The following is a 14215-nucleotide window of genomic DNA, read 5'->3' as shown; positions in this document are numbered from 1 at the left end:
GGCTATCAAGGGGAGCGACCGATGAATTGTCGGCAACTGATCATGTCCACCGCTGCGACGGCGCTCGCCGCCTCGGCCTCCCCCGCGCTCGCTCGCCAGTCCACCGGATCTCCCATGCCTCAACCGCCCGTCGCCAAGAAAATCCCCGTCGTCATCGAGCAACTGGGCCGCACCCGCACCGACGACTATCAATGGATGAAGGACGACAACTGGCAGGCCGTTCTGCGCGACCCGACCCTGATCAAGGCCGAGGTCAAGGAGCATCTGACGGCCGAGAACGCCTATCGCGAGGCCATGATGGCCTCCACCCTGCCTCTGCAGCAGACGATGTTTGCGGAGATGCGCGGTCGCATCAAGGAAGACGACAGCTCCGTCCCCGCGCCGGACGGCGGCTGGAACTACTACGTCGAATACCAGACGGGCGATCAGCATCCGCGTTACATGCGGGTCGAGCGCCAAGGCACATGGATGGTGGACGGTCAGCCGGTGACGAAGAACTTCGTCATGGCCCCCACGCCCCAGCTGCTGCTGGACGCCAACGAACTGGCCAAGGGCAAGGCCTATTCGGAAGTCTCGGCCGCAAGCCACAGCGCCGACCATACCTTGTTCGCCTATGCCGAGGATGCGCAGGGTTCAGAGGTCCACAAGATCTACGTCAAGGATCTGGTGACCGGCGAAGTCCTGCCCGACGTGATCGACAGCGCCACCGGCGACTTCGTCTTCTCGCCCGACAGCCAGTGGATCTTCTGGACCAATCGCGACGACAACGGCCGCCCCGACAAGATCTTCCGGCGTCCGGCGCGCGGCGGCGAGACCACCCTGGTCTATGAAGAGGCCGACGACGGCATGTTCATCGGCGTCGGACGCACGGCCGACGACCAGTTCATCGTCATCGGCATCCAGAACCAGGAAACGTCCGAGGCGCGCTATATCCCCGCCGCCACGCCGACGGCCGAACCCATCGTGCTGGAGCCACGCGTGGTCGCCATTCGCTATGACGCCGATCATTGGGGTGACCGCTGGGTGATCCGCACCAATGCGGACGACGCCATTGATTTCAAGATCGTCCAGGCCCCGACCGCGACTCCGTCAAAAGCCAACTGGACCGACCTTGTCCCGCACACGCCCGGTCGTTTCATCGAAGGCCTGAACCTGACGAACGACCACCTGGCGCGCCAGGAACGCGCCGACGCCAACACCCGCATCATCATCCGCGACCGCGCCGGCGAGGAGCACGAGATCGCTGTCGACGAACCCGCCTTCGCCCTGTCGCTGGCCGGCGCATCCGAGTTCGAGACGACGACCACCCGCTACGCCTATAACTCGCCGTCAACCCCGACCCAGACCTTCGACTACGACATGGCGACACGCGAGCGGACCCTGCGCAAGACCCAGCAGATTCCGTCCGGCCACAATGTCGAAGACTATGTCGTCGAGCGTCTGAACGCCCCGGCGTCCGACGGACAGCTGGTGCCGGTGACAGTGCTGCGCCGCAAATCGACGCCCGTCGATGGTTCCGCGCCACTGCTGCTCTATGGCTATGGCTCCTACGGCATTCCGATGCCTGCCAGCTTCTCGACCAACCGGCTTTCGCTGGTGGATCGCGGCTGGATCTACGCCATCGCCCATATCCGGGGCGGCTCCGACAAGGGGTGGGGCTGGTTCCTCGATGCGAGGAAGATGACGAAGAAGAACACCTTCACAGACTTCATCGCCGCCGCCGAACATCTGATCGATCGCAAATACGCCGCGACCGGAAACATCGTGGCCCAAGGCGGATCGGCCGGCGGCCTGCTGATGGGCGCGGTCAACAATATGCGGCCCGACCTGTGGGCCGGCGTCATCGGCCAGGTGCCGTTCGTCGATGTGATCAACACCATGAGCGACACCTCCCTGCCCCTGACGCCGCCGGAATGGCCCGAATGGGGCAATCCGATCGAGGACCCGGCCGCCTACGACTATATGCTCAGCTACAGCCCCTATGATCAGGTCGAGCCCAAAGCCTATCCGGCGGTGCTGGCCACCGGCGGCCTGTCCGATCCGCGCGTCACCTATTGGGAGCCGGAAAAATGGGTCGCCAAGCTGCGGCCCGCCACGACCTCGGGCAAGCCTGTGCTGCTGAAGATCAATATGGAGGCGGGGCACGGCGGCGCGGCCGGCCGGTTCGACTATCTGAAGGAGGTCGCCCACGACTACGCCTTCGCCGTCTGGGCCATCGACAAGGGATGGGAGACCGCGTGAGCGGACTGACGGTTCGCGACGCCCGTCCCGAGGATATCGCCGCGATCACGGCCATCTATGCCGAGAGCGTCGCCAATGGTCGCGGCACCTTCGAACTGGAAGCGCCCGACGAGGTCGAGATGGCGTCCCGGCTTGCCGGGGTGGAGGCTCTGGGCCTGCCGCGACTTGTGGTCGAGATCGAGGGCGCGGTCGCAGGCTACGCCTATGCCGGACCGTTTCGAACCCGTCAGGCCTATCGCTACATGGTCGAGGACTCGATCTATGTCGCGCCCTGGGCCAGGGGACGCGGCGTCGCCGGCGCTCTGCTGGGTGCGCTGATTGCGCGCTGCGAGGGGATGGGGCTTCGTCAGATGGTGGCGGTGATCGGCGATTCCGAGAACACAGGGTCCATCGCCCTGCATCGCGCGCATGGTTTCGCCGACGCCGGCGTGTTCAAGGCCGCAGGATGGAAGCATGACGACTGGCGCGATGTCGTCTTCATGCAGCGGGCGCTGGGCCAAGGGGGTTCGGCGGCCCCCGACGCCCCCGGCCTGCCGCTGGTGGACAAGAAGCCGACCCGTTGACGCATTGCGACGCATCGCCCCGACGCCTATCCTGACGCGGTGAAGATCCTTCAATCCCTGTTGCTGCTGATCGGCGCCCTGGCGGTGCTGGCGCTCGGCACGGTCGGCGCGTCCGCGTCGCCTGCCGCCGCTGCGCCCTGTCATGAAACAGGCCAGCCCATGCCGGGCGAGGCCCCCAGTCACGCCCCCAAAGCCATGAAGGCGATGATATGCTGCGTCGCCTGCGTGGCGACCCCGACACTAGATCCCGCGCCCCTGTCAGGCTTGAAGGTCTCGTCCGCGCGTCTTGCCGCCGTGCTGATCGACATGCCCGCTGGTCGGCTGCTGTCGCCCGAACCCGGCCCTCCCCGCCTCCTGATCGTCTGACCCCGCTCGCGCCTCTCGCAGGCGCAATCCGTCACGATCATTAGAGGAGGCCTTGAATGGCTATCCGTATTCTCGCCAGCGCCTGCGCCGGCGTCTCCCTGCTCGCCCTGGCTCAAGCCGCGGCGGCGCAGGATCATTCCCAGCACGCTCCACCGACAACAACCGCACCGACAGCGGACCCGCACGCCGGCCACGACATGCCCATGCCGACGGCTGAACCTGACATGGGCCATGTGGGCATGGCTCATGTCATGACCAGCCCCTACGGCCCCTGGCCGATGAGCCGCGACGCCTCGGGCACCGGTTGGCAACCCGACGCCGGCGAACATGGCGGCATCCACACCGTCCGGGGCGACTGGATGGTGATGACCCATGCCATGCTCAACCTGGTCTACGACACCCAGTCCGGTCCGCGCGGCGGCGACAAGACCTTCGTTGCTGGAATGCTGATGACCTCGGCGCGGCGCGACTTCGACGACGGTTCGACGTTGAACCTGCGCGCCATGCTCAGCCCCGACCCCCTGATGGGCAAGTCCGGCTATCCGCTGCTGCTGGCGGCTGGTGAAACGGCCGACGGGATCGATCCCCTGGTCGATCGCCAGCACCCGCACGACCTCTTCATGGAGCTGTCGGCCAGCTATTCGAAGCGTCTGTCCGACAAGGACAGCGTCTATGGCTATATCGGTTTGCCGGGCGAGCCCGCCTTCGGGCCGCCCGCCTTCATGCACCGCATGAGCGCCATGGACAGTCCCGAGGCGCCGATTACTCACCACTGGCTGGACTCGACCCATATCGTCTTTGGCGTGACCACCCTGGGCTGGGCGCATGATCGGTTCAAGATCGAGACGTCGGCCTTCAAGGGACGCGAACCGGACGAGGAACGCTGGGGCATCGATTCGCCGCGGCTGGACAGTTGGTCCGTGCGGGCCGCCTGGAACCCGACCGACGAATGGTCGCTGCAGGCCTCCTACGCCGATGTCTCCGCGCCGGAACAGTTGGAGCCGGAGGAGGATGAGACCAAATGGTCGGCCAGCGCCATCCACACCCGGCGGCTGGGAGACGACGGCTGGTGGTCATCCACCTTGGCCTGGGGCCGCAAGACCAACGATCACGGCGAGTTGAAAGACGGCTGGCTGCTGGAATCCGCCGTCCACCCTAACGATCGCTGGACGGTCTTCGCCCGTGCCGAACGGATCGAGACGGATGAACTGGTTCCCGGCGTCGGCGGCGGCCACGGTCCGCTCTACACGGTCGGCAAGGCGTCGGTCGGGGTGGTGCGTGACTGGCGGATCACCGAACACGTCCGGTTCGGTCTCGGCGGTCTCTATGCGATGAACCGCGTGCCGACAGCGTTGGAGCCGCTTTACGGCGGCGATCCTGACGGGGCGATGATCTTCATGCGGCTAAAGATCGACTGACGGTTTAGGCCCGTCCGGCTTCGACCGGGCGGGCCGGCTGCTCGCCCATATGCCGCACGGCCTCATAGCCGAGCAGAGCCACACCCAGGACGAGCATCAGCCCGCCGGCGATCAGCACCAGGCGAACATGCCGGTGCAGGTGATAAAGCAACTCGCCGATCATCGACGGTCCTGTCATATCTCGGACCGTGCCAGATCGATCCGTTCAGGACATCATACTGCAAAACGCGAGCCTGATGGAGTCCGCGAACGGCGTTCCGTCAGACGAGGCGGCTTTGCACCACGGCCGCGCCGATGAAGCTGGCAAATAGCGGGTGCGGCGCGAACGGACGGCTCTTCAGCTCAGGGTGATACTGAACACCGATGAACCAGGGGTGGTCCGGGCGTTCGACCGTCTCGGGCAGGATGCCGTCAGGCGACAGGCCGGCGAAGACCAGGCCGGCCTTCTGCTCGATCGCCTCGCGATAGTTGATGTTGACCTCGTAGCGGTGGCGATGACGCTCGCTGATCGCGGTGAATCCATAGATTTCCGCGATCTTGGACCCGGCCGTCAGGGTCGAATCATAGGCGCCCAGACGCATGGTCCCGCCCAGATCCCCGCCTTGCTGGCGCAGGACCCGCTGGTTGCCCTGAGTCCATTCGGTCATCAGGCCGACGACCGGCTCGGCAGTCGGCCCGAACTCGGTGGACGAGGCCTTGGGATAGCCGGCCAGGTTCCGCGCCGCCTCGATCACCGCCATCTGCATGCCGAAGCAGATGCCGAAATAGGGGATGTTGCGCTCGCGGGCGAAACGCGCCGCCTCGATCTTGCCTTCCGAGCCGCGCTCGCCGAAGCCGCCAGGCACCAGAACGGCGTGGGCGCCCTGCAGCCGCTCCTCGCAGGCTTCGGGATCGCCCTCGAAGGTGTCGGCCTCGACCCAGTCGATGTTGACCTTGACATTGTTGGCCACACCGCCGTGGTGAAGGGCCTCGATCAGGGACTTATAGGCGTCCTTCAGGACCGTATATTTACCGACAACCGCGATGGTGACTTCGCCATCGGGATGCAGACGTCGGCGAGCGATCTCCTGCCATAGCGACAGATCGGGATCGGGCGCATCGGCGATACCGAAATGGGCCAAGACTTCGCGGTCCAGCCCTTCGCGGTGATAGTCCAGCGGCACGGCGTAGATATCGGCCGAGTCCATCGCCTGGATCACGCCGCTTTCGCGCACGTTGCAGAACAGGCCGATCTTGCGCTTCTCCTCGGGCGGGATCGGGAACTCGCAGCGGCACAGCAGGATGTCCGGCTGAATGCCGATCGAGCGCAACTCCTTAACCGAGTGCTGCGTCGGCTTGGTCTTCATCTCGCCGGCAGTCTTGATGAAGGGCAGCAGCGTCAGGTGGACGAAGCAGGACTGACCGCGCGGCAGGTCCTGGCCCAGTTGACGGATGGCTTCGAAGAAAGGCAGCCCCTCGATGTCGCCGACCGTGCCGCCGATCTCGACCAGGACGAAATCGACCTCCTCGCCGTCATCGGTCAGGGCCTTGGTCAGGCAGAAGGATTTGATCTGGTCGGTGACGTGGGGAATGACCTGGACCGTCGCGCCCAGATAGTCGCCGCGACGTTCCTTCTCCAGGATGGTCGAATAGATCCGGCCGGTCGTGATGTTGTCCGACTTCGCAGCCGATACGCCGGTGAACCGCTCATAGTGACCAAGGTCCAGGTCGGTCTCGGCCCCGTCGTCGGTCACGAAGACCTCGCCGTGCTGGTACGGGCTCATCGTGCCCGGATCGACGTTCAGATAGGGGTCGAGCTTGCGCAGGCGGACCTTATAGCCGCGCGCCTGCAGAAGAGCGCCGAGAGCGGCGGAGGCGAGGCCTTTTCCTAGCGAGGAAACCACGCCGCCGGTGATGAACACATAGCGAGCCATGGGCGGACACCTTACTCCATGATTCGCGAACGGCGCATCGCCCGCTGCGAATCGAACTGTTGATCAAAAGAAGAAAGCGCGCCCTGCGGCGCGCTTTCGGGAAGTCGGGTCGTTCGCCTGACCGTTACCGGGCGGGCCGCTGGGCCGGCGCCGTCGTCGCCGACGGCAGGCTGGCTTCCAGGTCGTCCAGCGAAGGGGCCGTCGGCTGAGCCGGAGCGGCCGGCTGTTGCTGGGTGGGCGCCTGCTGCTGGGTCTGCGGCGTGGTGGCCAGCGAGCCGACGGCGTTGGCGTCGATCACCGAAACCGAAGCGCGGTCCATGTTGCCGACGACGGTCAGGACGATCGTCAGACCGAACAGCAGGAAGGCCAGGATCCAGGTCACCTTCGTGAGCAGGTTGCCGGCGCCGCGCGCCGTCATGAAGCCCGACGGTCCGCCGCCCATACCTAGGGCGCCGCCCTCGGAACGTTGAAGCAGCACCACGCCCGTCAGGGACACGGCGATAATGATGATGGCGACGAGCAGGATGGTCTGGAGCATGGCGTCATTCATGTGGGCGCGGATCTGCGCCGATCAAGCGGCGGCCTCTATCATCGAAGCCGGCCCGGAGCAAACGTCAGGCGGCCGCTTTGACGATGGGCATGAAATCTTCGGCCTTCAGCGACGCCCCGCCGACCAGGGCGCCGCCGACTTCCGGCGTGGCCAGGATTTCCCGCGCGTTCTCGGACTTCACCGAACCGCCGTACAGGATGGGCGCAGTTCGCGCGCTCTCGCCCAACCGCTTGATCATGGCCGCACGGATGGCGGCGTGGACCTCGGCGATCTGTTCCAGTGTCGGCGTCAGACCGGTCCCGATGGCCCAAACCGGCTCATAGGCCACAGCGAAGTCACGTCCGGACAAGCCGGTCGGCAAGGAACCCTCCACCTGTGCGGACACTACGGCGATGGCGTCGCCCGCCTCGCGTTGCTCCAGCGTTTCGCCGACGCAGACGATGGGCTCCAACCCCGCAGAGATGGCCGCCTCGACCTTGGCTGCAACATCCGCATCGGTCTCGCCAAAGGCGTCGCGGCGTTCCGAATGCCCAAGGATCACTACGGTCGCGCCTGCATCGGCCAGCATTTCCGCCGATACCGAGCCGGTGAAGGCGCCGACCGGCTTCTCATGGCAGTCCTGACCGCCCACGGCGACGCCGCTGCCCGCCAGCGCCGCACGCATCCGGTCGATCAGCGGGGCCGGAGGGCACAGGACGACCCTAGGCCCCTGCCCCGCTGCGCCGACGGCGTCCCTTATCGATTCAGCCTGCGCCAAGGCGGCCGACAGGCCATTCATCTTCCAATTGCCGACGATCAACTTCACGGATTGTTTCATGGGCGCCTGTCTAGAAGGCGAAAACCGCGAAGCCAAGGGGCCGCGCCGCAATCCGGACATCATGCCGTCCTTGCAGCAGCGTGCCCGGCCCGACTATACGCGTCGATTGACACCAACATCGGCCCCAATCTCGGCCAGTCTCGGGTTTTCGAATGCTCACCGCCTTCCGCGCCTTCTCTCGATCCAAATGGGCGGCCGCCCTCCTTATCCTGATCGCGATCAGCTTCGTGATCGTTGGCGCGCGGATGGACGTGTTCTCCAACCTGGGTCCCAAGCACGTCATCGACGCGGGCGATCGTTCGATGAACGACTTGGAGTTCCGAACGGCCTTCGATCAGGTGCGCGAACGTCTGCAGCAGCAGGTCGGCCGTCCTCTGACCAACCAGGAATTGGTCGCGGAGAATATTCACACCCGGTTTCTGACCGAGCAGACCCAGCAACTGGGCTTCCTGAACTGGGCCTGGAAGGCGGGCATCCGCCCCGGCAAGGAGCTGATCGTCAAGCAAATCCGCCAGATCCCCGCCTTCTTCAACTCGGTCACCGGCCAGTTCGACCAGCAGGCCTATGAAGCCGCCCTGGCCCAGCAAAACCTGACTCCAGCCATGCTGGAACAGGACCTGCGTGACCAATACGCGACCGAACATTTCGGCGCCGCCGTCTTCGCCGGCGCCCGCGTGCCGCGCATCTATGGCGCGCTTCTGGCCGGCTCGGCCTTCGAAAGCCGCGATGGCCGCTGGTTCGAGGTGACGTCTGCAATGGCGGGCCAGATCCCTGCCCCGACCGACGCCCAACTGAACGCCTTCATCCAGGAAAACGCCGAGCGCCTGCGCGCGCCGGAGTTCCGCATGGTCTCCGTCGTCCTGTTCACGCCTGAAGCCTCGGCCGCGACGCCGATCACGGACGAGCGCATCCGCGAGCGTTTTGAGTTCAAGAAGGACACCTTGGGCAAGCCCGAGACCCGCACCTTCGTCACCCTGACGGCGCCGAACCGCGAAACGGCCCAGAAGATCGCCGCCGCCCTGCGCGCCGGCCAGTCGCCTGCTGACGCCGGCCGCGCTAACAACGTCACCCCCGCGACCTTCGACGCCACGCCCCGCTCGGCCATCGGCGACGCCGCGACCGCCGGCGCTGTGTTCGGCCTGCAAGCCAACCAGGTTTCCGATCCGGTCCAGGCCGGCGTCGGCTTCGCCGTTGCCAAGGTCACCGCCATCCAACCTGCTGCGCCTGCAACGCTGGAGAGCGCCCGCGAAGAGCTGATCCAGGAACTGCGCGCCGAGGACGTGAAGACCCAGACCTACGCCAAGGTCGAGAAGTACGAAGCCGCCCGCACCGGCGGCAAGAACCTGGCCGACGCCGCTCGCGAAGCCGGCGGTCGCGTGGTCGATCTGCCGCCCTTCACTCGCGACGGCAAGCTGCCGAACGGCCAAGCGCTGAACGCCCCGCCGCAGATCTTCGAGACGGCCTGGGGCCTGACCAAGGGCGGCGAAAGCGACGTGATCGACGCGGGCCAAGGCCAGTATTTCGCCGTGCGCGTCAACGACATCCGTCCGGCCTCGCTGCCGACCCTGGCCGAAGTCCGCGAGCCCCTCGCCGCCCAATGGATCCAGCGCGAGACCATGCGTCGCCTGTCCGCCAAGGCCGAGGAACTGACCAGCCGCGTGCGCAATGGCGAGGACATCGCCGCCGTCGCTCGTTCGGTCAATGCGCCCCTGACGGTCCGCACGGGCGTCGTCCGCAACCAGGCCACGCAGGACTCGCTGGGCCAGGGCGTGCTTCAGGGTCTGTTCGGCCAATCCAAGGGCCAGGCCTTCTCGCAACCGGCATCGGAGACGGCCTATGTCGTCGGTCGCGTGGACAACGTCCATGCCGCCAATCCCGCCGTCGCAGGTCCGCTGGCCGAACAGGTTCGTCCGCGCCTGACGCAGGAACTGGTTCAGGCCATGGTCGAGACCTCCTTCGCCGCAGGCGCCCAACGCTCCAAGGCCAAGAACGACCCGGTCCAGGCCCGTTCGGCTCTGGGCCTGTCGGCCGACGCGACGCCCGCAGCCCCGGCGCAATGACAGAGGCTTTATCGGGCGAAGCGGACTTCGACGCCTTCGCCGCCCGCCTTTCGGCCGGTCGGCCGCAGGTGGTGGTGCGCCGGGTCATCGACGATCTGGAAACGCCGGTCTCGGCCTATCTGAAGCTTGGTCGCGACCGGCCTTACGCCTGTTTGCTGGAATCGGTCGAGGGCGGAGCGGTCAAGGGGCGTTACTCGATCCTGACGCTGGATCCCGACGTGGTCTGGCGCTGCCGGTCGAACGCGGCGGAACTGTCGCGCGGCCCGGCCATCGCCGAAGGTCGGTTCATCCCCGAACCGCTGCCGACGCTGCAGTCGCTGCGCGCCTTAATCGCCGCTTCGAAGTTCGACCTGCCCGAAGGTCTGCCGCCAATGGCCGCCGGTCTGTTCGGCGTGTTCGGCTACGACATGGTGCGGCTGCTTGAGCCGTTGGGTGCGCCCAATCCCGATCCGCTCGATCTACCGGACGCCGTACTGACCCGGCCGTCACTGGTCTCGATCTTCGATTCCGTTCGCCACGAGATCGTACTGGTGTCGGCGGCCTATCCCGATGCCGGAATTGACGCCCGCGAGGCCTTCGACGCCGCCGTAGCCCGACTAGACGCCTTCGAGACGGCTCTGCGTGAACCTCTGCCCGTCCGCGCCGCGCCGCAGGAAACCCCGACGCCGGCCTTCACCTCTCCCGTCGATGAGGCAGGGTTCGGCGAGATGGTCGCCAAGGCCAAGGACTATATCGGCGCCGGCGACATCTTCCAGGTCGTGCTCAGCCACCGGTTTTCAGCGCCCTGGACCGAGGATCCGTTCGCCTTCTATCGGTCCCTTCGTCGCCAGAACCCCTCGCCCTATCTGTTCTATCTGAACTTCGAGGGCTTCCAACTGGCCGGCTCCAGCCCCGAAATCCTGGTTCGGCTGAAGGACGGCGAGGTCACCATCCGCCCTCTGGCCGGCACCCGCATGCGCGGCGCGACGCCCGAGGCGGATAAGGCGCTGGAAGTCGAACTGTTGGCCGATCCCAAGGAACGCGCCGAACACCTGATGCTGCTGGACCTGGGCCGCAACGATGTCGGTCGGGTCGCTGCACCCGGCACGGTCGAGGTGACCGAGAGCTTCGTCGTCGAACGCTATAGCCAGGTCATGCACATCGTCTCGAACGTGCGCGGCAAGGCCGACCCCAAGCTGGACGCGGTGGATACGCTGCTGGCCGCCCTGCCCGCCGGCACCCTGTCGGGCGCTCCCAAGGTGCGGGCGATGGAGGTCATCGACGAACTGGAGAGCGAGAAGCGCGGCGTCGGTTACGGCGGCGGCGTCGGCTATATCTCGGCCGGCGGCGAGGCGGACATCTGCATCACTCTGCGCACCGCCCTGTTCGCCGACGACCGGATTTTCGTCCAGGCCGGCGCCGGCGTGGTCGCCGACAGCGATCCAGCGGCCGAATACGCCGAGACCCAGCACAAGGCGCGTGCACCGATGCGGGCCGCCGACGACGCCTGGCGCTTCCGCACCGGCAATCGCTAGCGCGTAACGGTCATCGTCGGGTCGTCGAAGTGCACACCAGGGCCGACGATGACGACGCCCGCCATCAGCACGGCCGCCGTCGCGGCGAATGCAGCGGCGCCCAAGGCGGCGACGGGGCTGGGCCTGGTCTCGACCACAATCAGCTTCGCCTTGGCGGCGGCGATCTTGGCGGCAATGTCTTTTTCAGCGGCGAGTTTCACAGCCGCATTTATCCCCGGGTCGGGTTAAAATGCGCTTTACCGCCGCGCCCGCTTGGCGCGGACGCCCGTCAAGCCTAGAAGCCAAGCCATGATCCTCGTCGTCGATAACTACGACAGCTTCACCTACAACCTCGTCCACTACCTCGCGGAGTTGGGCGCGCCGACGCATGTGGTGCGCAACGACGACCTGACGGTGAACGAGGCGTGGGCGCTGAACCCCGCCGCCGTGCTGTTGTCGCCCGGCCCCTGCGCGCCGGATCAGGCCGGGATATGCCTGCCGCTGATCACGACCGCGCCGGCTTCGATGCCGATCCTGGGCGTCTGCCTGGGCCACCAGGCGATCGGTCAGGCCTTTGGCGGCGACGTGATCCGCGCCAAGACCCTGATGCACGGCAAGACCTCGCCGATCCTGCACGAAGGCCAGAGCGTCTTCGCCGGCCTGCCCTCGCCGTTCACCGCCACCCGCTATCATTCCCTCGCCGTGAAGCGCGAGACCCTGCCCGACTGTCTGGAGGTCACATCCTGGACCGCCGACGGCGAGATCATGGGTCTTCAGCACCGCACCCGCCCGATCCACGGCGTGCAATTCCACCCGGAATCCATCGCCACCGAACACGGCCACGACATGCTGGCCAACTTCCTAGAGATCGCCGGCGTGAAGCGCCTCGCGGCCGCCTGACGGTGGGGGAAGGATTCAAGCCGATCCTCGCCCGACTGGTCGAGGGCCAGCCGCTGACGTCGCAACAGGCGCACGACTTCTTCGCCGCCTGCCTGCGCGGCGAGCCGACCCCGTCGCAAGTCGCCGCCGCCGTCACCGCCATGCGGATGCGCGGCGAGACGGTGGACGAAATCGCCGCCTTCGCCGGCGCCATGCGTGAGGCGGCGCTGACGCTGGATCATCCGTACGAGGTCATCGACACCTGCGGCACCGGTGGCGACGGTCAGCACACCTACAACATCTCCACCGCCGCCGCTCTCGTTTTGGCTGGTGCGGGCCTGAAGGTCGCCAAACACGGCAACCGGGCGATGTCTTCGAAATCAGGCTCTTCGGACGTTTTATCGATCCTGGGCGTGAACCTGATGGCGGATCAGGCCCAACAGAGGAAGGCGCTGGACGAGGCCGGAATCTGCTTCCTGTTCGCCCCTGCCTATCACGGGGCCATGCGTCATGTCGGGCCGGTTCGGGCCGAGATCGGTTTCCGCACCGTTTTCAATCTGTTGGGACCGCTTTCAAATCCAGCGCAAGCGAAGCGTCAGGTCATGGGTGTCTACGATCCCCGCCTGCTAGAACCTCTGGCCGAAGTTTTGGGTCGGCTGGGCGCGATACGGGCCTGGACCGTTCACGGACAGGGTCTGGACGAACTGGCGACCTCTGGATCGACAGAAGTCGCGGAATGGAAGGACGGCGCCGTCCGTCGCTTTCAAGTCACGCCCGAGGACGCCGGCCTGCCCCGCGCCTCCATCGCAGACATCCGTGGCGGCGACGCCGAGGAGAACGCCGTCGCCCTGCGCGCCCTGCTGGCGGGCGCGGCCGGACCCTACCGCGACATCGTGCTGCTGAACGCCGCCGCCGCCCTCGTGGTATCGGACCGGGCGACTGACCTTGCCGAAGGCGCCGTCCTCGCCGCCGCCGCCATAGATAACGGCCGGGCCGCCGAGGCCCTGGAGCGTTTGGCCCACATCACCTCCACGCCGCTGGAAAGCGAAGACCCCGCATGACCGACGTTCTGGACCGCATCGCCGCCTACAAGCGCGAAGATGTCGCCGCTCGCAAGGCCGCGACCTCGCAGGATGCGATCGAGGCGCTGGCCCGCACCGCTTCGGCTCCGCGTGGTTTCCGCGCCGCACTTGAGCGTGTGGTAGAAGAGACCGGCCGTCCCGCCCTGATCGCCGAGATCAAGAAGGCCAGTCCGTCCAAGGGCCTGATCCGTCCCGACTTCGACCCGCCGGCCTTGGCCCGCGCTTATGAAGCCGGCGGCGCTGCGTGCCTTTCGGTCTTGACCGACGGCCCCAGTTTCCAGGGCGATGACGCCTATCTGGGCCAGGCTCGTGATGCAGTCGCTCTGCCCTGCCTGCGCAAGGATTTCCTGGTCGATCCTTGGCAGGTCGCCGAGAGCCGCGCCCTGGGCGCCGACTGCATCCTGATCATCCTGGCCATGGTCGATGATCGGCTGGCTGCAGAACTGCTGGCCGAGGCGGAGCGCTTCGGCATGGACGCCCTGATCGAAACGCACGACGAGGAAGAGATGGCGCGCGCCTGTGCGCTTGGCGGCGATCTGGTCGGGGTCAACAATCGGTCGCTGCGCACCTTCGAGGTCGATCTGGAGGTGACCGAGCGCCTGTCGATGCTCAGTCCCGTTCGCGCCCTGCTGGTCGCCGAAAGCGGCATCTTCACCTGTGAGGACGTCGAACGCGTCTCGGCCGCCCATGCCCAGGCCATTCTGGTCGGCGAGAGCCTGATGCGTCAGGCGGATGTCGAGGCGGCGACGCGGCAACTGCTGGCGGCCTGATCGCCTTCCTCGCGTCACGCGGCGTCCCAAGGGCGCTGTTAAGTTGACATTAGGAAGGAACAC

At 66.4% G+C, this 14215-nt stretch carries 14 protein-coding genes; 9 read left to right on the top strand and 5 right to left on the bottom strand.

Annotated elements, in window-relative coordinates:
* The first annotated feature begins 21 nt into the window (after positions 1-21).
* From ACZZZD_RS02610 to ACZZZD_RS02595, 4 genes are read left to right on the top strand one after another with little or no spacing between them, the layout of a single operon-like run.
* Positions 22-2241, top strand: coding sequence for a S9 family peptidase (locus tag ACZZZD_RS02610; protein ID WP_463432393.1), 2220 nt, complete (start codon positions 22-24; stop codon positions 2239-2241).
* A complete protein-coding gene (locus tag ACZZZD_RS02605; RefSeq protein WP_463432391.1) occupies positions 2238-2804 on the top strand; it encodes an N-acetyltransferase family protein in 567 nt (188 codons plus the stop codon). Before ACZZZD_RS02610 ends, ACZZZD_RS02605 begins: the two co-directional genes overlap by 4 nt.
* A 39-nt stretch (positions 2805-2843) precedes the next feature.
* A complete protein-coding gene (locus ACZZZD_RS02600) occupies positions 2844-3170 on the top strand; it encodes a hypothetical protein (protein WP_463432389.1) in 327 nt (108 codons plus the stop codon).
* Positions 3171-3226: 56 nt separating this feature from the next.
* The gene (locus tag ACZZZD_RS02595) at positions 3227-4588 is read left to right on the top strand and encodes a hypothetical protein (RefSeq protein ID WP_463432387.1); all 1362 of its coding nucleotides are present in this window, start codon (positions 3227-3229) and stop codon (positions 4586-4588) included.
* Between the two features lie 4 nt (positions 4589-4592).
* Here the strand turns inward: ACZZZD_RS02595 and ACZZZD_RS02590 are convergent, their stop codons facing one another.
* The 4 genes from ACZZZD_RS02590 to tpiA all read right to left on the bottom strand — a co-directional run bounded on the left by ACZZZD_RS02590 (position 4593) and on the right by tpiA (position 7868).
* Positions 4593-4766 carry a hypothetical protein gene (locus ACZZZD_RS02590; RefSeq protein WP_463432385.1) on the bottom strand — a complete coding sequence of 58 codons (174 nt, stop codon included), beginning with the start codon at positions 4764-4766 and terminating at the stop codon, positions 4593-4595.
* Positions 4767-4848: 82 nt separating this feature from the next.
* A complete protein-coding gene (locus ACZZZD_RS02585) occupies positions 4849-6501 on the bottom strand; it encodes a CTP synthase (RefSeq protein WP_463432383.1) in 1653 nt (550 codons plus the stop codon).
* Between the two features lie 124 nt (positions 6502-6625).
* Positions 6626-7051, bottom strand: coding sequence for a preprotein translocase subunit SecG (gene secG / locus ACZZZD_RS02580; RefSeq protein WP_463432381.1), 426 nt, complete (start codon positions 7049-7051; stop codon positions 6626-6628).
* A 64-nt stretch (positions 7052-7115) separates the two neighbouring features.
* The gene (tpiA, locus tag ACZZZD_RS02575; RefSeq protein ID WP_463432379.1) at positions 7116-7868 is read right to left on the bottom strand and encodes a triose-phosphate isomerase; all 753 of its coding nucleotides are present in this window, start codon (positions 7866-7868) and stop codon (positions 7116-7118) included.
* A 152-nt stretch (positions 7869-8020) separates the two neighbouring features.
* Here tpiA and ACZZZD_RS02570 point away from each other — a divergent pair, with 152 nt between their 5' ends.
* Positions 8021-9928 (top strand): peptidyl-prolyl cis-trans isomerase, encoded by a 1908-nt coding sequence (locus tag ACZZZD_RS02570; RefSeq protein WP_463432377.1) that lies wholly within the window; start codon positions 8021-8023, stop codon positions 9926-9928.
* Positions 9925-11442 carry an anthranilate synthase component I gene (gene trpE, locus ACZZZD_RS02565; protein ID WP_463432375.1) on the top strand — a complete coding sequence of 506 codons (1518 nt, stop codon included), beginning with the start codon at positions 9925-9927 and terminating at the stop codon, positions 11440-11442. The genes ACZZZD_RS02570 and trpE overlap by 4 nt, the downstream gene beginning before the upstream one ends.
* Here trpE and ACZZZD_RS02560 read toward each other — a convergent pair.
* On the bottom strand, positions 11439-11642 hold the full coding sequence (locus ACZZZD_RS02560) for a peptidoglycan-binding protein (RefSeq protein WP_463432373.1): 204 nt from the start codon (positions 11640-11642) through the stop codon (positions 11439-11441). The two genes, trpE and ACZZZD_RS02560, sit on opposite strands and share 4 nt — an antisense overlap.
* 88 nt (positions 11643-11730) lie before the next feature.
* On the opposite strand from ACZZZD_RS02560, the gene ACZZZD_RS02555 reads away from it, so the two are divergent.
* From ACZZZD_RS02555 to trpC, 3 genes are read left to right on the top strand one after another with little or no spacing between them, the layout of a single operon-like run.
* Positions 11731-12321 (top strand): anthranilate synthase component II, encoded by a 591-nt coding sequence (locus tag ACZZZD_RS02555; RefSeq protein WP_463432371.1) that lies wholly within the window; start codon positions 11731-11733, stop codon positions 12319-12321.
* Between the two features lie 2 nt (positions 12322-12323).
* Positions 12324-13361, top strand: coding sequence for an anthranilate phosphoribosyltransferase (gene trpD, locus ACZZZD_RS02550; RefSeq protein ID WP_463432369.1), 1038 nt, complete (start codon positions 12324-12326; stop codon positions 13359-13361).
* The gene (gene trpC / locus ACZZZD_RS02545; protein WP_463432367.1) at positions 13358-14152 is read left to right on the top strand and encodes an indole-3-glycerol phosphate synthase TrpC; all 795 of its coding nucleotides are present in this window, start codon (positions 13358-13360) and stop codon (positions 14150-14152) included. Before trpD ends, trpC begins: the two co-directional genes overlap by 4 nt.
* Positions 14153-14215 lie beyond the last annotated feature (63 nt).

The organism is Brevundimonas sp. AC546 (genome assembly GCF_979258305.1).
The sequence above is the reverse complement of the archived record's forward strand: the minus strand, read 5'-3'. Positions and strand labels throughout refer to the sequence as shown.

What these genes read in the sequence shown, in the direction of transcription:
- ACZZZD_RS02610 (WP_463432393.1), top strand. Translation starts at nt 22, where the DNA reads ATGAATTGTCGGCAACTGATCATGTCCACCGCTGCGACGGCGCTCGCC.
- ACZZZD_RS02595 (WP_463432387.1), top strand. Translation starts at nt 3,227, where the DNA reads ATGGCTATCCGTATTCTCGCCAGCGCCTGCGCCGGCGTCTCCCTGCTC.
- ACZZZD_RS02590 (WP_463432385.1), bottom strand. Translation starts at nt 4,766, where the DNA reads ATGACAGGACCGTCGATGATCGGCGAGTTGCTTTATCACCTGCACCGG.
- ACZZZD_RS02585 (WP_463432383.1), bottom strand. Translation starts at nt 6,501, where the DNA reads ATGGCTCGCTATGTGTTCATCACCGGCGGCGTGGTTTCCTCGCTAGGA.
- secG (WP_463432381.1), bottom strand. Translation starts at nt 7,051, where the DNA reads ATGAATGACGCCATGCTCCAGACCATCCTGCTCGTCGCCATCATCATT.
- tpiA (WP_463432379.1), bottom strand. Translation starts at nt 7,868, where the DNA reads ATGAAACAATCCGTGAAGTTGATCGTCGGCAATTGGAAGATGAATGGC.
- ACZZZD_RS02570 (WP_463432377.1), top strand. Translation starts at nt 8,021, where the DNA reads ATGCTCACCGCCTTCCGCGCCTTCTCTCGATCCAAATGGGCGGCCGCC.
- trpE (WP_463432375.1), top strand. Translation starts at nt 9,925, where the DNA reads ATGACAGAGGCTTTATCGGGCGAAGCGGACTTCGACGCCTTCGCCGCC.
- ACZZZD_RS02555 (WP_463432371.1), top strand. Translation starts at nt 11,731, where the DNA reads ATGATCCTCGTCGTCGATAACTACGACAGCTTCACCTACAACCTCGTC.
- trpC (WP_463432367.1), top strand. Translation starts at nt 13,358, where the DNA reads ATGACCGACGTTCTGGACCGCATCGCCGCCTACAAGCGCGAAGATGTC.